General features: G+C 72.8%; 16 protein-coding genes and 1 pseudogene. 15 read left to right on the top strand and 2 right to left on the bottom strand.

All coding sequences use genetic code 11. From position 1 onward, the window contains the following. Positions 1-53: 53 nt before the first annotated feature. The 3 genes from coaBC (at position 54) to AB0N17_RS15910 (ending at position 5,192) form a co-directional block, all read left to right on the top strand. Positions 54-1,256: a bifunctional phosphopantothenoylcysteine decarboxylase/phosphopantothenate--cysteine ligase CoaBC gene (gene coaBC / locus AB0N17_RS15920; protein ID WP_366011904.1), complete on the top strand. Its 1,203-nt coding sequence runs from the start codon at positions 54-56 to the stop codon at positions 1,254-1,256. A gap of 259 nt (positions 1,257-1,515) precedes the next feature. After that, entirely contained in the window at positions 1,516-2,724 is a 1,209-nt protein-coding gene (gene metK / locus AB0N17_RS15915; protein WP_366011903.1) for a methionine adenosyltransferase, read from the top strand. Positions 2,725-3,032: 308 nt separating this feature from the next. Continuing rightward, the gene (locus AB0N17_RS15910; protein ID WP_366011902.1) at positions 3,033-5,192 is read left to right on the top strand and encodes a primosomal protein N'; all 2,160 of its coding nucleotides are present in this window, start codon (positions 3,033-3,035) and stop codon (positions 5,190-5,192) included. Positions 5,193-5,508: 316 nt separating this feature from the next. Here the strand turns inward: AB0N17_RS15910 and AB0N17_RS15905 are convergent. Continuing rightward, positions 5,509-6,045 (bottom strand): annotated as a pseudogene (locus tag AB0N17_RS15905) (hypothetical protein); the annotation flags it as partial. Between the two features lie 225 nt (positions 6,046-6,270). Between AB0N17_RS15905 and fmt the strand changes: the two are divergent. The 9 genes from fmt to AB0N17_RS15860 all read left to right on the top strand — a co-directional run bounded on the left by fmt (position 6,271) and on the right by AB0N17_RS15860 (position 15,371). Next, complete coding sequence (gene fmt, locus AB0N17_RS15900) at positions 6,271-7,203, top strand: methionyl-tRNA formyltransferase (RefSeq protein WP_366011901.1); 933 nt, start codon at positions 6,271-6,273, stop codon at positions 7,201-7,203. Between the two features lie 104 nt (positions 7,204-7,307). After that, positions 7,308-8,735 (top strand): transcription antitermination factor NusB, encoded by a 1,428-nt coding sequence (locus AB0N17_RS15895; protein ID WP_366011900.1) that lies wholly within the window; start codon positions 7,308-7,310, stop codon positions 8,733-8,735. Positions 8,736-8,845: 110 nt separating this feature from the next. Beyond that, the gene (rpe, locus tag AB0N17_RS15890; RefSeq protein ID WP_366011899.1) at positions 8,846-9,532 is read left to right on the top strand and encodes a ribulose-phosphate 3-epimerase; all 687 of its coding nucleotides are present in this window, start codon (positions 8,846-8,848) and stop codon (positions 9,530-9,532) included. Between the two features lie 90 nt (positions 9,533-9,622). Then, positions 9,623-10,666, top strand: coding sequence for a sugar-binding domain-containing protein (locus AB0N17_RS15885; protein WP_366011898.1), 1,044 nt, complete (start codon positions 9,623-9,625; stop codon positions 10,664-10,666). Positions 10,667-10,707: 41 nt separating this feature from the next. After that, positions 10,708-11,172: a ribonuclease domain-containing protein gene (locus AB0N17_RS15880; protein WP_366011897.1), complete on the top strand. Its 465-nt coding sequence runs from the start codon at positions 10,708-10,710 to the stop codon at positions 11,170-11,172. After that, positions 11,169-11,483, top strand: coding sequence for a barstar family protein (locus AB0N17_RS15875; protein WP_366011896.1), 315 nt, complete (start codon positions 11,169-11,171; stop codon positions 11,481-11,483). The genes AB0N17_RS15880 and AB0N17_RS15875 overlap by 4 nt, the downstream gene beginning before the upstream one ends. 132 nt (positions 11,484-11,615) lie before the next feature. Further along, the gene (locus AB0N17_RS15870) at positions 11,616-13,058 is read left to right on the top strand and encodes a GuaB1 family IMP dehydrogenase-related protein (protein WP_366011895.1); all 1,443 of its coding nucleotides are present in this window, start codon (positions 11,616-11,618) and stop codon (positions 13,056-13,058) included. A gap of 342 nt (positions 13,059-13,400) precedes the next feature. Beyond that, a complete protein-coding gene (locus AB0N17_RS15865; RefSeq protein WP_366011894.1) occupies positions 13,401-14,891 on the top strand; it encodes an amino acid permease in 1,491 nt (496 codons plus the stop codon). A 27-nt stretch (positions 14,892-14,918) separates the two neighbouring features. Beyond that, the gene (locus tag AB0N17_RS15860; RefSeq protein WP_190059775.1) at positions 14,919-15,371 is read left to right on the top strand and encodes an Lrp/AsnC family transcriptional regulator; all 453 of its coding nucleotides are present in this window, start codon (positions 14,919-14,921) and stop codon (positions 15,369-15,371) included. 79 nt (positions 15,372-15,450) lie between these two features. Here the strand turns inward: AB0N17_RS15860 and AB0N17_RS15855 are convergent, their stop codons facing one another. Further along, positions 15,451-16,191 (bottom strand): GntR family transcriptional regulator, encoded by a 741-nt coding sequence (locus tag AB0N17_RS15855; RefSeq protein ID WP_366011893.1) that lies wholly within the window; start codon positions 16,189-16,191, stop codon positions 15,451-15,453. Positions 16,192-16,404: 213 nt separating this feature from the next. On the opposite strand from AB0N17_RS15855, the gene AB0N17_RS15850 reads away from it, so the two are divergent. From AB0N17_RS15850 to AB0N17_RS15840, 3 genes are read left to right on the top strand one after another with little or no spacing between them, the layout of a single operon-like run. Then, complete coding sequence (locus tag AB0N17_RS15850; RefSeq protein WP_366011892.1) at positions 16,405-17,565, top strand: extracellular solute-binding protein; 1,161 nt, start codon at positions 16,405-16,407, stop codon at positions 17,563-17,565. Further along, positions 17,562-18,443, top strand: a complete 882-nt coding sequence (locus AB0N17_RS15845; RefSeq protein ID WP_366011891.1) for an ABC transporter permease subunit — start codon at positions 17,562-17,564, stop codon at positions 18,441-18,443. The genes AB0N17_RS15850 and AB0N17_RS15845 overlap by 4 nt, the downstream gene beginning before the upstream one ends. Continuing rightward, on the top strand, positions 18,428-19,246 hold the full coding sequence (locus tag AB0N17_RS15840) for an ABC transporter permease subunit (RefSeq protein ID WP_366011890.1): 819 nt from the start codon (positions 18,428-18,430) through the stop codon (positions 19,244-19,246). The genes AB0N17_RS15845 and AB0N17_RS15840 overlap by 16 nt, the downstream gene beginning before the upstream one ends. The last annotated feature ends 2 nt before the right edge of the window (positions 19,247-19,248 follow it).

Raw genomic sequence — 19,248 nt, 5'->3', positions numbered from 1 at the left:
CGGGCCTGTGGTGTGTCATGGGTGGTGCAGGGTTCCGAGTCCGGGGAGTGAGCGTGGACAAGCCGAAGGTCGTTCTGGGTGTCAGCGGTGGCATCGCCGCCTACAAGGCCTGTGAGCTGCTGAGAAGGTTCACGGAGTCGGGTCACGACGTCCGCGTGGTGCCCACCGCCTCCGCGCTGCACTTCGTCGGCGCCGCCACCTGGTCCGCGCTGTCCGGCAACCCCGTCTCGACGGACGTCTGGGACGACGTCCACGAGGTCCCGCACGTCCGCATCGGCCAGCACGCCGACCTGGTCGTCGTCGCACCCGCGACGGCCGACATGCTCGCCAAGGCCGCCCACGGACTCGCCGACGACCTGCTGACCAACACGCTGCTCACCGCCCGCTGTCCGGTCGTCTTCGCGCCCGCGATGCACACCGAGATGTGGGAGCACCCGGCCACCCAGGAGAACGTGGCCACGCTGCGCCGGCGCGGCGCCGTCGTCATCGAGCCCGCCGTCGGCCGGCTCACCGGTGTCGACACCGGCAAGGGCCGGCTGCCCGACCCGGTGGAGATCTTCGAGGTCTGCCGCCGGGTGCTGGCCCGTGGCGTCGGCGAGCCCGACCTCCGGGGGCGGCACGTCGTCGTCTCCGCCGGCGGCACCCGCGAGCCCCTCGACCCGGTCCGCTTCCTCGGCAACCGCTCCTCCGGCAAGCAGGGCTACGCCCTCGCCCGCACCGCCGCTGCCCGCGGTGCCCGGGTGACGCTGATCGCCGCCAACACCGGCCTGCCCGATCCGGCGGGCGTGGACGTCGTCCCGGTCGGCACGGCCGTCCAGCTGCGCGAGGCGGTCCTGAAGGCGGCCGCGGACGCCGACGCGGTGGTCATGGCCGCGGCCGTCGCCGACTTCCGCCCGGCGGCCTACGCGGCGGGGAAGATCAAGAAGAAGGACGGCCAGGACCCCGACCCGGTCGTCCTGGTGCGCAATCCGGACGTCCTCGCGGAGATCTCGGCCGACCGGGCGCGGTCCGGCCAGGTGATCGTCGGCTTCGCCGCCGAGACCGACGACGTCCTCGCCAACGGCCGCACCAAGCTCGCCCGCAAGGGCTGTGACCTGCTCGTGGTCAACGAGGTGGGGGAGCGCAAGACCTTCGGCTCCGAGGAGAACGAGGCCGTCGTGCTGGGCGCCGACGGCAGTGAGATCCCGGTGCCGTACGGGCCCAAGGAGGCCCTCGCCGAGACCGTCTGGGACCTGGTCGCGCAGCGCCTCGGCTGACCCCGGGGCGGCCCTGGTTCCCGGTTGCGGAGTGCTGAACGATCCCTGGAGGAACTCTGAATTCGGGCGTGGCGGCCCTGGCCAAGGCCTCTCGGCATTGTGCAGAATGCCCGTGCCGCAGGTCACAGCGCTCCCGAGAGGCGAGACGGTGGCCCACGGACCGAGTGCGACCGATAAACTGTTCTCGGTCGACGCCGGGCGCAGCCCCGTGTCGCCCGCAAATGATCAGCCAGCAGCCGCTGCAACCACAGGGAGCGTTGTGTCCCGTCGCCTGTTCACCTCGGAGTCCGTGACCGAGGGTCACCCCGACAAGATCGCTGACCAGATCAGCGACACCATTCTCGACGCGCTTCTGCGCGAGGACCCGACCTCCCGGGTCGCCGTGGAGACGCTGATCACCACCGGCCTGGTGCACGTGGCCGGCGAGGTGACCACCAAGGCCTACGCGGACATCGCCACCCTCGTCCGTGGCAAGATCCTCGAGATCGGCTACGACTCCTCCAAGAAGGGCTTCGACGGCGCCTCCTGCGGCGTGTCGGTGTCCATCGGCGCGCAGTCCCCGGACATCGCGCAGGGTGTCGACACGGCGTACGAGTCCCGGGTCGAGGGCGACGAGGACGAGCTGGACCGGCAGGGCGCGGGCGACCAGGGCCTGATGTTCGGCTACGCCTCCGACGAGACGCCGACCCTCATGCCGCTGCCGGTCTTCCTGGCGCACCGCCTGTCCAAGCGCCTGTCCGAGGTCCGCAAGAACGGCACCATCCCCTACCTGCGCCCCGACGGCAAGACGCAGGTCACCATCGAGTACGACGGCGACAAGGCCGTCCGCCTCGACACGGTCGTCGTCTCCTCGCAGCACGCCTCGGACATCGACCTGGAGTCGCTGCTGGCTCCCGACATCCGCGAGTTCGTCGTCGAGCCGGAGCTGAAGGCGCTGCTGGACGAGGGCATCAAGCTGGACACCGAGGGCTACCGCCTGCTGGTCAACCCGACCGGCCGTTTCGAGATCGGCGGCCCGATGGGTGACGCGGGTCTGACCGGCCGCAAGATCATCATCGACACCTACGGCGGCATGGCCCGGCACGGCGGCGGCGCCTTCTCCGGCAAGGACCCGTCCAAGGTGGACCGCTCGGCCGCCTACGCGATGCGCTGGGTCGCCAAGAACGTCGTCGCGGCCGGCCTGGCCTCCCGCTGCGAGGTCCAGGTGGCGTACGCGATCGGCAAGGCCGAGCCCGTCGGCCTCTTCGTCGAGACCTTCGGCACCGCCAAGGTCGACGCCGAGAAGATCGAGAAGGCGATCGACGAGGTCTTCGACCTCCGCCCGGCCGCCATCATCCGCGACCTCGACCTGCTGCGCCCGATCTACGCCCAGACGGCCGCCTACGGCCACTTCGGCCGCGAGCTGCCCGACTTCACCTGGGAGCGCACGGACCGCGTGGACGCCCTGCGCAAGGCCGTGGGCATCTAGCACCCGGAGCCACTCACCGAGGCCCGGCTTCCCTTCGGGGGGCCGGGCCTCGGCATGTCCGGCGCTCGGCCGACCGCCGACAGGCGGACCCGGCGCCGGTCGCAGCCGGTCTCCAGGACCCGCATGAATCCCGTGCCCGGGTAGAGGGATGCGGGGGTTCGCCGTCGAGGCCCACGAAGACCCCGAAGAAGTGCACGGCGGCCACCGTGCCCGTGACGACGTCACGCTCGCTCAACCCGGCCACCGTGCCCGTCACCACCTCCGGCCGGACCGGGCCGTTGTCGGTGCCGTTTGGTAAGAATGCAAGCGTGAGCAGCGAGAACGGGGCGTCCCGGGCAGAGGGGGACGGTGCGGCCGGGGAGGCCGCGCCGGAGCAGCTCGCGCTCATTCGGGAGAGCGTGCGCCAGGCGAAGACGCCCCGGGCCAAGCCGCGGACCTGGCGCGGGGCCGCGCTCGCCAAGGAGCTGCCCGTCGCGCGGGTGCTGGTCGACAAGGGCGTGCTGCACCTCGACCGGTACTTCGACTACGCCGTGCCCGAGGAGCTGGACGAGCAGGCGCAGCCCGGGGTGCGGGTGCGGGTGCGGTTCGGCGCCGGGCGGCACCGGGTGCGGGAGGGCCGCCGGGAGGGCGGCGGGCTGATCGACGGGTTCCTGGTCGAGCGGCGGGCCGAGTCCGACTACTCGGGCCCGCTGGCCGCGCTGGCCCAGGTCGTGTCGCCCGAGCCGGTGCTGAGCGAGGAGCTGCTCGCGCTGACCCGGGCCGTCGCCGACCGGTACGCGGGCAGCCTCGCCGACGTGCTGCAGCTGGCCGTCCCGCCGCGCAGCGCACGCGCCGAGCAGCGGCCGTCCCCCGCGCCGCTGCCGCCCCCGAAGGCCCCGGAGACGGGCTCCTGGGGCCGGTACGAGCACGGGGCCGCCTTCCTGGACGCGCTGGCCACCGGCGGCGCGCCCAGGGCCGTGTGGAGCGCCCTGCCGGGGCCGCTGTGGAGCGAGGAACTGGCCCGCGCCGTCGCCGCCACGCTCGCCTCGGGCCGCGGCGCCCTCGTCGTCGTACCGGACGGCCGGGCCGCCGCGCGGGTCGACGCCGCGCTCACCGCGCTGCTCGGAGCGGGCCGGCACGCGACGCTCACGGCCGACGCCGGGCCCGAGAAGCGGTACGCGCAGTGGCTCGCGGTGCGCCGGGGCTCCGTGCGCGCCGTGGTCGGGACACGGGCGGCGATGTTCGCCCCCGTGCAGGAGCTCGGCCTCGTCGCCATCTGGGACGACGGCGACGACAGCCACAGTGAGCAGCACGCTCCGCAGCCGCACGCGCGCGATGTGCTGCTGCTGCGCGCCGCCCTGGACAAGTGCGCCTTCCTGCTCGGCGGATTCGGCTGCACCGTGGAGGCCGCCCAGCTCGTGGAGAGCGGCTGGGCCCGGCCGCTGGCTCCCGGCCGCGAGCAGGTACGGCGCACCGCGCCCCTGGTGCGGACCGTCGGGGACGACGACCTCGCGCGCGACGAGGCGGCCCGCGCCGCCCGGCTGCCCACCCTCGCCTGGCAGGTGGCCCGGGAGGGCCTGCGGCACGGGCCGGTGCTGGTCCAGGTGCCCCGGCGCGGCTACGCGCCCCGCATGGCCTGCGCCCGCTGCCGGGAGCCCGCCCGGTGCCGGCACTGCTCCGGGCCGCTCCAGGGGCAGGACGCGGGCGTGCTGCGGTGCGACTGGTGCGGGCGTGACGAGAGTGCCTGGCACTGCCCCGAGTGCGGCGGGTTCCGGCTCCGCGCCCAGGTCGTGGGCGCGCGGCGGACCGCCGAGGAACTGGGGCGGGCCTTCCCCGCCGTCCCGGTGCGCACCTCGGGCCGGGAGCACGTCCTGGACACCGTGCCGGGCACACCCGCACTGGTCGTCAGCACTCCGGGGGCCGAACCGGTCGCCGAGGGCGGTTACGCGGCGGCCCTGCTGCTGGACGGCTGGGCCATGCTCACCCGCCCCGACCTTCGGGCCGGTGAGGACGCGCTGCGCCGCTGGATCGACGCGGGCGCGCTCGTACGGCCGCAGGGCGAGGGCGGGACGGTGGTCGTGGTGGCCGAGCCGACGCTGCGGCCCGTCCAGGCCCTGGTGCGCTGGGATCCGGTCGGGCACGCGGTGCGGGAGCTGGCCGAGCGGGCCGAGCTGGGATTCCCGCCGGTGTCGCGGATGGCGGCCGTGTCCGGGACGCAGGAGGCCGTCGCCGAGTTCCTGGCGGCCGTCGAACTGCCCCCGGACGCCGAGGTGTTGGGTCCGGTGCCGGTGCCGCCCACGCTGCCCGGCCGGCCGCGCAGGACGGGAGCGCCGCCCCCCGGTGAGCACTGGGAGCGGGCACTCGTGCGCGTGCCGCCGGGCAGCGGGGCCGCGCTGGCCTCCGCCCTGAAGACCGCGCAGGCCGCTCGGATGGCGCGGGGGAGCGGGGAGGCGGTGCGGGTGCGGATCGATCCGCCGGACATCGGGTGACGAGGGGTGCCACAGGGGGCTGCCACGGCGTGCCATGGGCCGGGATGCCAGGGACGGCCGAGGTGTCGGGAGTGGCACGCGTGACGGCCGTGCGGGTCTCGTCGTCTCGGCCGGAGCTGCATCGCCCTCCCGGCCTCGTCCCGGGAGGGCATGGGCGGTGCGGCCGTCAGCCGTTGCGCGGGCTGGGAAAGGCGGTCGGCCGGACGTCGTCGCGCGGCGTGGGGAAGGCGGTCGGCCGGACGTCGTCGCGCGGCGTGGGGAAGGCGGTCGGCCGGACGTCGTCGCGGGGGGCCGGGAAGGCGGTCGGCCGGACGTCGTCGCGCGGCGTGGGGAAGGCGGCCGGCCGGGTGTCGTCGCGCAGCGCCGGACTGCCCGCGGTCGGCTGGGTCGGCATGGAACGGGCCGCGGGGACCGTCGGCACCGCGGGCAGCCCGGCGGGCGGGTTGAGCGTGCGGGTACCGGACGGCTCGGGCGCCCGCTCGGCCTCGGCGGCCGCCTGGGCGGCGGCGCGGCGGGCGCCGTAACGGCGGTGCACGGCCTGCTTGGTGACCCCGAGCGCCGAGCCCACCGCGTCCCACGAGAAGCCGAGCGAGCGGTCGAAGTCCACCGCGGCCGTCACCAGGGTCTCGACACTGTCCCGGAGTTCCTGGGCGAGGCGCACCGTGGGGGCGGGGGCGCGTCCGTAGACGACGAAGCCCGTGGAGGGGCCGGAGCGGCGCGGACGGTAGACGTTGCCCAACTGGGCGGTGAGCGTGCGCAGTGCGTCCACCTGCCGGCGGACCCGCTCGATGTCCCGCACCAGCAAGTGCAGGCTGGCCCGGGCCTGGGCGTCGTGGGTTGCGTGGTCGGCCATGAACAAGCCTCTCGAACCGGCGTTGAAAGGAAGGGGGCCGCGCAAGCGGCCCGTTGTGGTCAACTCTTCCTTGACCAACGCGCAGGCGCTCCGCTGGTCACGGGGTGGGGGCGTACGGGCATATGCGTACGCCGCACTCGGCGGGCGCACCACCGTCGTCCGCGTCGGGGCCATAGACTGGTGCGCTGCCCGCCCGACCCCGCCCCGAGAGGCCCGATCCCGCCCATGAAGCTCGTCTTCGCCGGTACCCCCGAGGTCGCCGTTCCCGCCCTGGACGCCTTGATCACCTCCGGGCGGCACGAGGTGGCCGCCGTCGTCACGCGGCCCGACGCGCCGGCCGGGCGCGGGCGCAGGCTGGTCGCGTCGCCCGTGGCCGAGCGGGCGGAGGAGGCCGGGATCGAGGTGCTGAAGCCGGCCAGGCCGCGTGACCCCGAGTTCCTGGAGCGGCTGCGGGAGATCGCCCCGGACTGCTGCCCGGTCGTCGCCTACGGCGCCCTGCTGCCCAAGGTCGCCCTGGACATCCCCGTTCACGGCTGGGTCAACCTGCACTTCTCGCTGCTGCCCGCCTGGCGCGGGGCCGCGCCGGTGCAGCACTCCCTCATGGCGGGCGACGAGATCACGGGCGCCTCCACCTTCCTCATCGAGGAGGGCCTCGACTCCGGGCCGGTGTACGGGACGGTGACCGAGACGATCCGGCCCACCGACACCAGCGGCGACCTGCTCACCCGGCTCGCCTTCGCCGGTGCCGGGCTGCTCGCCGCGACCATGGACGGCATCGAGGACGGCTCCCTGAAGGCGCTGCCGCAGCCGGGCGAGGGCATCACCGTCGCGCCGAAGATCACCGTCGAGGACGCTCAGGTGGACTGGGCGGCGCCCGCCCTGCGCGTCGACCGGGTCGTGCGCGGCTGCACCCCCGCGCCCGGCGCCTGGACCGTCTTCCGCGGCGAGCGGCTCAAGCTCATCCAGGTCACGCCCGTGGCCGAGCGCACCGACCTCGCCCCGGGACAGCTCGCGGTCGGCAAGAACAGCGTGCACGTGGGCACCGGGTCGTACGCCGTCGAGCTGCTCTGGGTGCAGGCCCAGGGCAAGAAGCCGATGCGCGCCGCCGACTGGGCGCGGGGCGTGCGCATCGCCGACGGCGAGACGCTCGGGGGCTGATCCCCGGGCGGTGGAGGCGGCCGGGGCCCGGACCGTGAAGGCGCCGGTGTGCCGACGTAGGCTGGACACCGCATCCTCTTCTTCCCATCCGGAGCACCTTTTTCGTGAGCGAGCAGTCCCGGCGGCCCCGTAAGCCCGCCAAGCCCTACCGCCGTCCCCAGAAGGACCCCGTCCGCATCCTGGCCTTCGAGGCGCTGCGCGCGGTGGACGAGCGGGACGCGTACGCCAACCTCGTGCTGCCGCCGCTGCTGCGCAAGGCGCGCGAGAAGGAGGGGCCGGAGAAGTTCGACGCCCGGGACGCCGCACTCGCCACGGAGCTGGTCTACGGCACGCTGCGCCGGCAGGGCACGTACGACGCCGTCATCGCCGCCTGTGTCGACCGGCCGCTGCGCGAGGTCGACCCGCCGGTGCTCGACGTGCTGAGCCTGGGCGCGCACCAACTGCTCGGCACCCGGATCCCGACGCACGCCGCCGTGTCGGCGACCGTGGAACTCGCCCGTGTCGTGCTCGGCGACGGGCGGGCCAAGTTCGTCAACGCCGTGCTGCGCAAGGTCGCCCAGGACGACCTCGACGGCTGGCTGGCGAAGGTCGCGCCGCCCTACGACGAGGACCCGGAGGACCACCTCGCCGTCGTACACTCCCACCCCCGCTGGGTCGTCTCCGCCCTCTGGGACTCCCTCGGCGGCGGCCGAGCCGGGATCGAGGACCTGCTGGAGGCCGACAACGAGCGGCCCGAGGTGACCCTCGTCGCGCGGCCCGGGCGGGCCACCACCGAGGAGCTGCTGCGCGAGGACGCGGCCGTGCCCGGGCGCTGGTCGCCGTACGCCGTGCGGCTGGCCGAGGGCGGCGAGCCGGGTGCCGTGGAGGCCGTGCACGAGGGCCGGGCCGGGGTGCAGGACGAGGGCAGTCAGCTGGTCGCCCTCGCGCTGGCCGGCGTGCCCATCGAGGGCTCCGACCGCAGGTGGCTCGACGGGTGCGCGGGACCCGGTGGCAAGGCCGCGCTGCTGGCCGCCCTCGCCGCCGAGCGCGGGGCCACGCTGCTCGCCTCCGAGAAGCAGCCGCACCGGGCCGGACTGGTGGCCAAGGCGCTGGCCGGCAACCCCGGGCCGTACCAGGTGATCGCCGCCGACGGGACCCGGCCGCCGTGGCGGCCCGCCAGCTTCGACCGCGTCCTGGTCGACGTGCCGTGCACCGGGCTGGGCGCCCTGCGCCGGCGCCCCGAGGCCCGCTGGCGCCGCCGTCCCGAGGACCTGGACAACTTCGCGCCGCTCCAGCGGGCCCTGCTGCGCGGCGCGCTGGACTCCGTGCGGATCGGCGGGGTCGTCGGCTACGCCACCTGCTCGCCGCACCTCGCCGAGACCCGCGCGGTCGTCGCCGACGTGCTCAAGCAGCGCCCGGAGACGGAACTGATCGACGCCCGCCCGCTGCTGCCGGGCGTGCCCGCGCTCGGCGAGGGGCCGGACGTACAGCTGTGGCCGCACCTGCACGGCACGGACGCGATGTATCTGGCGCTGATCCGGCGCACCGGCTGAGACCGATGCCCTACCGGGAGTTATCCACAGGCGGCCGCGCCGGTACGATGAACGGGCCTGCCTGTGGACCGGCGCGAACATCAGTGCCCCGGACATGGCAGGCTTGGGTCATGGCCGCGCAGATCAATCCCAGCATCCTGTCCGCCGACTTCGCCCGCCTCGCGGAGGAGGCCACGGCGGTTCAAGGCGCCGACTGGCTCCATGTCGACGTCATGGACAACCACTTCGTCCCGAACCTCACGCTCGGCGTGCCGGTGGTGGAGTCCCTGGCGCGTGCGACGGACACCCCGCTGGACTGCCATCTGATGATCGAGGACCCCGACCGCTGGGCGCCCCGGTACGTCGAGGCGGGCGCCTCCTCCGTGACCTTCCACGTGGAGGCCGCCGCCGCCCCCGTGCGGCTGGCCCGGGAGATCCGCGCCAAGGGGGCCCGCGCCTCCATGGCGCTCAAGCCCGCGACGCCGATCGAGCCGTTCGAGGACCTGCTGCCGGAACTCGACATGTTGCTGATCATGACGGTCGAGCCGGGCTTCGGCGGCCAGGCGTTCCTCGACATCATGCTGCCGAAGATCCGCCGCACCCGGGAGCTGATCGCCAAGCACGGCCTCGAACTGTGGCTGCAGGTCGACGGCGGTGTCTCGGCCTCGACGATCGAGCGGTGCGCGGACGCGGGAGCGGACGTGTTCGTGGCCGGTTCCGCCGTGTACGGCGCGCAGGACCCGGCCGAGGCGGTCCGTGCCCTGCGCGCCCAGGCGGACGCGGCCACCGCCAAGGCGTCCTGGGCATGCGACCACTGAGCCACGACTACATGAACGGTTAAGTGAACGGCGCCCATCAGGGCGGATCAGCAGCGCCGAATCTGCAAGGATGAACGGCGAATCCAGAGTGTGAACAGCAGTGAGGAGATCGCCGTGTCGGGTATGTCGGCGGGCCGGTCAGCCATGCGGATGGGACCCGCTGAGCTGGTGCAGGCGGCGGCCATGGCCCGCCGCTTCTACCTCGAGGGCAAGTCCAAGATCCAGATCGCGGAGGAGTTCGGCGTCAGCCGCTTCAAGGTGGCCCGGGTCCTGGAGACGGCCCTCGAACGGGATCTCGTACGCATCGAGATCCGCGTCCCGGCCGAGCTGGACGCCGAGCGCTCCGACGCGCTCCGCGCCCGCTACGGCCTGCGGCACGCCGTCGTGGTCGAGTCCCCGGCCGACGCCGAGGAGACCCCCGACCCCGAGAACCTGGGCGAGGTCGCCGCCGACCTGCTCGGCGAGCTCGTCAACGAGGGGGACGTCCTCGGGCTGGCCTGGGGCCGGTCCACCATCCACATGGCGGCGGCGCTCGACCGGCTGCCGCCGTGCACGGTGGTGCAGCTGACGGGCGTGTACGACGCCGGGACCGCCGAGCGCGGCTCGGTGGAGGCCGTGCGCCGGGCCGCCCAGGTGTCGGGCGGCGACGCGCACCCCATCTACGCGCCGATGCTGCTGCCGGACGCGGCCACCGCTGCGGCGCTGCGCAACCAGACGGGGCTCGCCCGCGCCTTCGAGTACTTCGACAAGGTCACGGTCGCCTGCGTCTCCATCGGCTCCTGGGAGCCGGGCATCTCCACGGTGCACGACATGCTCAGCGACGAGGAGCGCGCCCACTACGCCTCGCTGGGTGTCTCCGCGGAGATGTCCGCGCACCTCTTCGACGCCGAGGGGCGCCGGATCGGACGGGATCTGGGGGAGCGGTGCATCACGGTCAAGGCCGACCAGCTGCGCCGTATCCCGGAGGTCGTGGCCATCGCCGGCGGTCAGCGCAAGGCGTCGGCGATCGACGCGGTGCTGCGCTCCGGGCTGGTCACCAGCCTGGTCACGGACACCTCGGCGGCGGACTACCTGATGACGGCGGGGCCGACGCCGAAGCCCGCGCTCAGCCGTCAGGACCCGGACGGGCTCTGACAGCACCGCGCCGAGGGGGCGGCCGTGGCAGCATCATCGGCATGCTGCTGCGGTCCGTCCCTCTCCGGCATCCGCGGTCGACGTCCCGTGCGTGCGCGGGGCTGCTGGCCGTCGTCCTCGCCGTCCTGCTGACAGCGTGTTCCCCGGGCTCGTCCGGTACGGGCACGCGCGCGGGGGCGAGCCCGGGCCCGTCGGCCCCGGCCGTGTCCGCTCCCGCCTGGGCCCGCGGCATGGCCACCGTCAGCGCGTCGCGGCTGCCGCCCGAGGCCCGGCAGACCCTCGCGCTGATCGACAAGGGCGGCCCCTACCCGTACGCCAGGGACGGGATCGTCTTCGGGAACGTCGAAGGGCATCTGCCCGGGCACCAGCGCGGCTACTACCACGAGTACACCGTGCGGACGCCCGGTTCACGCGATCGCGGGGCCCGGCGCATCGTCACAGGGCAGGGCGGGGAGATCTACTACACCGATGATCACTACAACTCGTTCCGGGCGGTGCTGAGATGACCGAACTCGTGGTCACGCTGGATCTCGACGGGGTCGCGGACAAGGCCGGCCTGATGGACCGTGCCGCCCGTGCCCTCACGCTGCCCGACTGGTTCGGCCGGAACTGGGACGCCCTGGCCGACTCCCTCGGCGACCACACCGTGTGGCCCGAGGGCGCCGTCGAGCGGGGTCTGCTGCTCGTCGTACGGAACTGGCGGCCGTACGCCGAGGCACGGCCGGAGGAGTGGCGGATCGCGCGCGAGGTGCTCACCGAGGCCGCGGACCACACGCCGGCCCTCTCCGTCGCGCTGGCCCTTGGAGGATCCTCCTAAAGCCCTGGCGGCCAGCCTGGATGTTCTGTGCGGGCATCCCACGGGGCCGGCATGGGACAATGAAGTACGTGCTCTTTTCCCCCGGCGCACCCGCCTGGGGGCTCACCTCTGATCGACTGGGATGTGCAGCACGTGCGTTTCCTCAATGACAACCAGCCCGCGTACGACCTGACGTACGACGACGTTTTCATGGTGCCGAGCCGCTCCGCGGTCGGTTCGCGTCAGGGCGTGGACCTCGGCTCGCCGGACGGCACGGGCACCACCATCCCGCTCGTCGTCGCCAACATGACCGCCATCGCCGGCCGCCGCATGGCCGAGACGGTGGCCCGCCGCGGTGGCCTGGTGGTCATCCCGCAGGACATCCCGATCGACGTCGTCACCGAGGTCGTCTCCTGGGTGAAGAGCCGCCATCTGGTGCTGGACACCCCGATCGTGCTGGCCCCGCACCAGACCGTCGCCGACGCCCTGGCCCTGCTGCCGAAGCGGGCGCACAACGCCGGTGTGGTCGTGGACGAGGACCAGCGGCCCGTCGGCGTCGTCACGGACGCGGACCTGACCGGCGTCGACCGCTTCACCCAGCTCGAAGTGGTCATGTCCAAGGACCTGCTGCTCCTCGACGCGGACATCGACCCCCGCGAGGCCTTCAACACCCTCGACCAGCACAACCGCCGCTACGCCCCGGCCGTCGACAGGGACGGCAGGCTCGCCGGCATCCTGACCCGCAAGGGCGCCCTGCGCGCCACGCTGTACACCCCGTCCGTCGACGCGAACGGCAAGCTGCGCATCGCCGCCGCCGTCGGCATCAACGGCGATGTGGCGGGCAAGGCCAAGCAGCTGCTCGACGCGGGCGTGGACACGCTCGTCATCGACACCGCGCACGGCCACCAGGAGTCGATGATCAGCGCGATCAAGCTGGTGCGCGCCCTCGACCCGCAGGTGCCGATCGCCGCCGGCAACATCGTCTCCGCCGAGGGCGTCAAGGACCTGATCGACGCCGGCGCGGACATCATCAAGGTCGGTGTCGGCCCCGGCGCCATGTGCACCACCCGCATGATGACCGGCGTGGGCCGGCCGCAGTTCTCCGCGGTGCTGGAGTGCGCCGCCGAGGCGAAGAAGTACGGCAAGCACGTGTGGGCCGACGGCGGTGTCCGGCACCCGCGCGACGTGGCGATGGCCCTCGCGGCCGGCGCGTCCAACGTGATGGTCGGCTCCTGGTTCGCGGGCACCTACGAGTCCCCGGGCGACCTCCAGCACGACGCGAGCGGCCGCGCCTACAAGGAGTCCTTCGGCATGGCGTCCGCCCGCGCGGTGCGCAACCGTACGTCGGAGGAGTCGGCGTACGACCGCGCCCGCAAGGCGCTGTTCGAGGAGGGCATCTCCACCTCCCGCATGTTCCTGGACCCGGCCCGCCCGGGCGTCGAGGACCTGATCGACTCGATCATCGCGGGCGTCCGCTCCTCCTGCACCTACGCCGGTGCCGGCTCGCTGGAGGAGTTCGCCGAGAAGGCGATCGTCGGCATCCAGAGCGCGGCCGGCTACGCCGAGGGCAAGCCGCTGCACGCCAGCTGGAGCTGACCCGCAACTCACCGCCGCACGGCCCCCGTTGGTCCCGCTCGCCGGGAGCGCCGGGGGCCGTCGGCGTACCCGGGGCGGGTGGGCGACGGAACGTGACGAAAGGGACCTGTGAGGTCGTTGCGCAACGGTCGACAGCCCGAGCGCAACGATTTGGCGTTCCGGTCGGATGAACGCAATGATCATGCGGGGGCGCGCAAGGTTGCTGCATTACGCCCGTGAAGGCCGCCCCCGTAGGGTGCTGCGCTGTACGTGGTGTGGCGGGGACTCCGCTCGGCGGAACCGTGCCCTCGCGGGCTGCCGCCGGTCCCCGTCCGCAATGACCGGCAGCGATAAGGAGCCAGCGTGCTCGATCAAGGCGCACCCCCGCACGACCGCACAGCGACCGCCCCCGCGTCCCCGGGCGTCGCCGCGCGCCTCATGCGGCGCAAGCCCGTGGAACGCCTGGTCGCGGAGGGCGGCCACGGCGAGGGAGGAACGCTGCGGCGCTCCCTCGGGCTGTGGCAGCTGACCATGATCAGCATCGGTGCCACGCTCGGCACCGGCATCTTCGTCGTCCTCGGCGAGGCCGTCCCGAAGGCGGGCCCGGCCGTCGTCCTGTCCTTCGTGATCGCGGGCCTCACCGCGCTGTTCTCGGCCCTGTCCTACGCCGAGCTGGCGGGCACCATCCCGGTCTCCGGGTCCTCGTACTCGTACGCATACGCAACCATGGGCGAACTGATCGCCTGGGTCTGCGGCTGGTGTCTGCTGCTGGAGTACGGCGTCTCGGTCGCCGCCGTGGCCGTCGGCTGGGGCGAATACCTCAACGAGCTGCTGTCCGGCACCATCGGGGTCACCCTTCCGAATGCCCTGGCCAACCCGCCCGGCGTCGACGGCGGCGTCTTCAACCTGCCCGCGCTGATCGTCGTCCTGCTCGCGATGGCGTTCCTGCTCGGCGGCGCCAAGGAGTCCGCGCGGGCCAACACCGTCATGGTGTGCGTGAAGATCGCCGCGCTGATCCTGTTCTGCGCGATCGGCTTCATGGGCTTCAAGTCCGGCAACTACTCCCACTTCATGCCGCTCGGCATGGGCGGTGTCAGCGCGGCCGGCGCCACGCTGTTCTTCTCCTACATCGGCTTCGACGCCGCCTCCACCGCGGGCGAGGAGGCCAAGAACGCCCAGCGCGACCTGCCGCGCGCGATCATGCTCTCCCTGGTCATCGTGACCGCCCTGTACGTGCTGGTCGCGGCCGTCGCCGTCGGTGCCAAGCCGTGGCGGAGCTTCAACGACTCCGAGGCCGCGCTCGCCCAGATCATGACGGACGTCACGGGGCAGAGCTTCTGGGGCACCCTGCTCGCCTTCTGCGCCGTCATCGCCATCGCGAGCGTCGTGCTGACCGTGCTCTACGGCCAGACCCGCATCCTGTTCGCCATGTCCCGCGACGGTCTGGTGCCCAAGGTGTTCGCCAAGGTCCACCCGAAGACCGGCGCCCCGCGCGCCAACACGGTCATCGTCTCGGTGTTCTGTGGTGTCCTCGCCGCCGCGATCCCGCTGGGCCAGCTGGCGGACGCCACCAGCATCGGCACGCTGTTCGCCTTCGCGCTGGTCAATGTCGCCGTGGTCGTGCTGCGCCGGACGCGCCCGAACATGAAGCGGACCTTCCGGGTGCCGCTGGTGTGGGTGCTGCCCGCGCTGGGCTTCCTGTGCTGCGCCTGGATGATGGCCAGCCTCTCCGCCGTCACCTGGGTCGTGTTCGGTGTCTGGATGGCCGTCGGGCTCGTGTTCTACTTCGTATACGGCTATCGCCGTTCCCGTCTCGCCGCGGACACGGACCTCGCGGTGACGGCGGAGAAGTGACCGAACCGAAGAAGTGAACCACCCCCTGTGCTGAACGATCTCGACGAACGCATCGTGCACGCCCTCGCCGAGGACGCCCGCCGCTCCTACGCGGACATCGGGCAGTTGGTCGGCCTGTCCGCGCCCGCCGTCAAGCGGCGCGTGGACCGGCTGCGGGCCACCGGAGCCATCACCGGATTCACCGTGCGGGTGGACCCGGCGGCGCTCGGCTGGGAGACCGAGGGGTTCATAGAGATCTACTGCCGGCGCAACACCTCGCCGGAGACCATTCAACGGGGCCTGGAGCGCTACCAGGAGGTCGTGGCCGCGTCGACCGTCACCGGGGACGCGGACGCGATCGCCCAGGTGTTCGCCTCCGACATGCGCCACTTCGAGCGGGTGCTGGAGCGGATCGCCGGGGAGCCGTTCGTGGAGCGCACCAAGTCGGTGCTGGTGCTGTCGCCGTTGCTGCGCCGCTTCTCCTCCGGGGCGCCCGGGTAGGGGCGGCTTCCGGGGAGGGGCGGCTTGCGGACAGGGGCGGCTGCCGGGCCGGGGCACATCGCTGTGTGCGCCCCGGTCCCTATTCCGCCGTCTTCCGCGCCAACGCGTTGTTGTCCATCGAGTTGTGCACGCTGAAGCTCACCGCGTCCGACCGGTAACGGTCGTCCGACCACTCCACCGGCCGCCCCTCACGCGTCGTCGTCACCCGGCGGACCCGCAGCAGCGGACTGGTACGGCGCACCCCCAGCAGCTCCGCGTCCTGCGCGCCCGCGGCCACCGCGTCGATGATGTGCTCGCCGTACGCGAATACCAGTCCCGTGTCGTCGTACAGGCGTTGGGTGACGGACGCGCAGTCCGGCTCGATCGACTCCACCGCCGGGGAGATCCAGTCGGCGTACACCGTCCGCTCCAGCAGCACCGGCTCGCCGTCCAGGCCACGGGTGCGCAGGACGTGCAACACCGGGGTTCCGACCGGGAGTTGGAGGCGTACGGCATCCTCCTGCGTGGCCGGGCGGTACTCCTGGGACACGACGTGGCCCGTCGCCTCGCGGCCCATCGCCCGCGCCCACTGGGCGAAGCTGCGCAGTTCCTCGAAGCTCTGGCTGCGGCGGCTGGCCAGCACCACGCGGCGGGCGCCCTGCCGGGAGCCGATCAGCCCCTCGGTGGTCAGGGTGGCGACGGCCTGACGGACCGTGCCGCGCGAGACGCCGTAGTGCGCGGCCAGCTCCGACTCCGAGGGCAGCCGGCTGCCGACCGTGTACTGCTCGCGGTCGATCGCCCGCCGCAGCTCGTCGGCGATCTCCTCGTGTCGCGCCGTCATGCTTCCCCTCTGCTCAGGTCGCTGTGCACAGCGTGACCAGCCTAATCGAGACCTGAGCGTGATCTGCAACGGTCTGGATTGTGCAGCCAAGCACGGGCCAAAGTTTCGCTCCCGTTTACAGACAGGACACCACGGCCGGGCGTACTGTGACGCAACTTGTTCAGACAAGTTCTCCGCACTGCCTCAACCCTCGTGTGCACCCCTGGAGAGACCGTGACCGTGTCCCTGCCGAGAAACGCCGTCCTCGGCGGCTCCATCGCCGTCGTCGCCGCGTTCGCGCTGAGCGCCTGCGGCGCCGCCCCCGACAAGGCGTCGACCACCACCAAGGACGGCAAGAGCGCCGCCACCGCCACCTCCGCGGCCGACTTCGGCGGCATGGACGCCCTGGTCAAGGCGGCCAAGAAGGAGGGCACGCTGCACATCATCGCGGTGCCCCGCGACTGGGCCAACTACGGCGCGATCATCGACGGCTTCCAGAAGAAGTACGGCATCAAGATCGAGGACGAGAGCCCCGACGGCTCCAGCCAGGACGAGATCAACGCCGTCACCACCCGCAAGGGCCAGGACCGGACCCCCGACGTCCTCGACCTCGGCAGCTCGTTCGCGCTGAGCGCCGCCCAGCAGGGCCTCCTCGCGCCGTACAAGGTCGCCTCCTACGCCGACATCCCCACGGCCCAGAAGGACCCGCAGGCCCGCTGGTACAACGACTACGGCGGCTACATCTCCATCGGCTGCGACGCCAAGCGGGTCAAGAGCTGCCCGACCACCTTCAAGGACCTGCTCAAGCCCCAGTACAAGGGCCAGGTCGCCCTCAACGGCAACCCCACCAAGTCCGGCTCCGCCTTCGGCGGCGTCTACGCGGCGGCCCTCGCGAAGGGCGGCTCCTTCGACGACATCCAGCCCGGCCTGGACTTCTTCGCCGAGCTGAAGAAGAACGGCAACTACACGCCCGTCGAGTCCACCCCGGCCACCGTCGAGAAGGGCGAGACGCCGATCTCGATCGACTGGGACTACCTGAACGCCGGGTACGCCGACGAGTTCAAGTCCAAGGGCCTGGACTGGAAGGTCGCCATCCCGACCGACGGACAGTACGCCCAGTACTACTCCCAGGCCATCAACAAGGACGCCCCGCACCCGGCCGCCGCCCGCCTGTGGCAGGAGTACCTCTACAGCGCCGAGGGCCAGAACCTGTGGCTCAAGGGCTACGCCCGCCCGGCCCTGATGGCGGCCATGGACAAGGCCGGCACCCTCGACAAGACCGCCGCGGCCAAGCTGCCCGAGGTCACCGGCACGCCCTCCTTCCCGACCGAGACCCAGCAGAGCAAGGCCAAGACGGTCCTCGCGCAGGGCTGGGGGAAGGCCGTCTCCGGATGACCGCCGCTCTCCCGCGTGCGGACGTGGCGCCCGTCGCTTCGGCGAAGCGGCGGCGCCGCGCCCCCGGCTGGCTCGCCGTGGTGCCGCTGCTGGTGTTCGCGGCCGTCGCCTTCGGCCTGCCCGCCTCCGCCATCCTCGACGGAGCCTTCACGGTCGGGGGCCGCTACGGCGCGCAGAACCTGACCACCTCGCTGCAGGGCCCGTACCTCACCGCCCTGCTCGGCAGCGTCAAGCTGTCCGCGCTCTCCGCCGTGCTCGGCGCCGTGCTCGGGCTGCCGCTCGCCCAGGCCGTGGTCAGCTCGCGCTCCCGCTGGCTGCGCGAGGCCGTGCTGACCGCCTCCGGTGTGCTCGCCAACTTCGGCGGCGTCCCGCTGGCCTTCGCCTTCGTCGCCACCCTCGGCAACGCGGGTGTCCTCACCGTCCACCTGGGCCTGAAGGACAGCGGCTGGGACCTCTACAGCTTCTGGGGCCTGGTCCTCGTCTACCTGTACTTCCTCATCCCGCTCATGGTCCTCACCATCACCCCGGCGCTGGACGGCCTGCGCACCCAGTGGCGGGAGGCCGCGCTGAACAACGGCGCCACCGGCGTGCAGTACTGGCGCCATGTGGCCCTGCCCGTCCTCGCGCCCTCGCTGCTCGGCGGACTGGTCCTGCTGTTCGGCAGCGCCTTCGCCGCCTACGCCACCGCCGCCGCGATGGTCGGCAGCGCGGTCCCGCTGGTCACCCTGCAGATCGCCGACGCCCTGTCCGGCAACGTGCTGGTCGGCCAGGAGAACGTCGCCCTCGCCCTCAGCCTCGACATGGTCCTGGTCGCGGGCCTGGTGATGGCCGTGTACCTGCCCCTGCAACGACGGAGCGCCCGATGGCTCGACGCCTGACCCCCTGGCGCTGGGCCGTCCTCGGCCTGGCCGCGCTGTACTTCCTGGTGCCGCTCGCCGCCTCCGTGGTCTTCACGGTCGACGTGCCCGGCCAGGGCGTCACCTTCGACGCCTACACCAAGATCCTCTCCGCCGACGGGTTCCTCCCCAGCCTGCTGCTCTCGCTGGAGCTGTCCGTCGCCACCATCGCCGTCGTCCTGCTGCTGCTGGTGCCCGCCGTGGTCGCGCTCAGGCTCGGCGCGCCCCGGCTGCGTCCGGTGGTGGAGGTGGTCTGCTCGCTGCCGCTCGTGGTGCCGCCGATCGCGTTCGTCGCCGGCATCGCCACCGTCCTGAAGTGGGGCCCGGAGCATCTCTCCCGGACCCCCCTGTTCCAGACGTTCGTGGCGATCCAGAACCCGGACTTCCCGGTCGTACTGGTCCTCGCCTACGTCGTGATGGCGCTGCCGTTCGTGTACCGGGCGCTGGACGCGGGCCTGCGTGCCATCGACGTCCGCACCCTCGTCGAGGCCGCCCGCAGCTGCGGGGCGTCCTGGCCGCAGGCCCTCGTCCGGGCGATCCTGCCCAATCTGCGCGGAGCGCTGCTGAACGCCTCCTTCCTCACCCTGGCCCTGGTGCTCGGCGAGTTCACGGTCTCCCATCTGCTCGGCTACACCCCCTTCGCCGTGTGGATCTACAACGTCGGCGGCGAACAGGCCCAGATGTCCGTCGCCGTCTCCGTGCTGAGCCTGCTCGTCACCTGGGCCCTGCTCCTCGCGCTCGCCGGTGCCGGCGGACGCACCCGAACCGCTTCCTCCCGGGGATGACA

The organism is Streptomyces sp. NPDC051133, assembly GCF_040682635.1.
Lineage (GTDB): Bacteria > Actinomycetota > Actinomycetes > Streptomycetales > Streptomycetaceae > Streptomyces.
This window is presented reverse-complemented; position numbering and strand designations above follow the sequence as displayed.

Excerpts from the sequence above, each read along its gene's own strand:
- fmt (WP_366011901.1), top strand. The coding sequence starts at position 6,271 with ATGAAGCTCGTCTTCGCCGGTACCCCCGAGGTCGCCGTTCCCGCCCTG.
- rpe (WP_366011899.1), top strand. The coding sequence starts at position 8,846 with ATGGCCGCGCAGATCAATCCCAGCATCCTGTCCGCCGACTTCGCCCGC.
- AB0N17_RS15880 (WP_366011897.1), top strand. The coding sequence starts at position 10,708 with ATGCTGCTGCGGTCCGTCCCTCTCCGGCATCCGCGGTCGACGTCCCGT.
- AB0N17_RS15875 (WP_366011896.1), top strand. The coding sequence starts at position 11,169 with ATGACCGAACTCGTGGTCACGCTGGATCTCGACGGGGTCGCGGACAAG.
- AB0N17_RS15855 (WP_366011893.1), bottom strand. The coding sequence starts at position 16,191 with ATGACGGCGCGACACGAGGAGATCGCCGACGAGCTGCGGCGGGCGATC.
- AB0N17_RS15845 (WP_366011891.1), top strand. The coding sequence starts at position 17,562 with ATGACCGCCGCTCTCCCGCGTGCGGACGTGGCGCCCGTCGCTTCGGCG.
- AB0N17_RS15840 (WP_366011890.1), top strand. The coding sequence starts at position 18,428 with ATGGCTCGACGCCTGACCCCCTGGCGCTGGGCCGTCCTCGGCCTGGCC.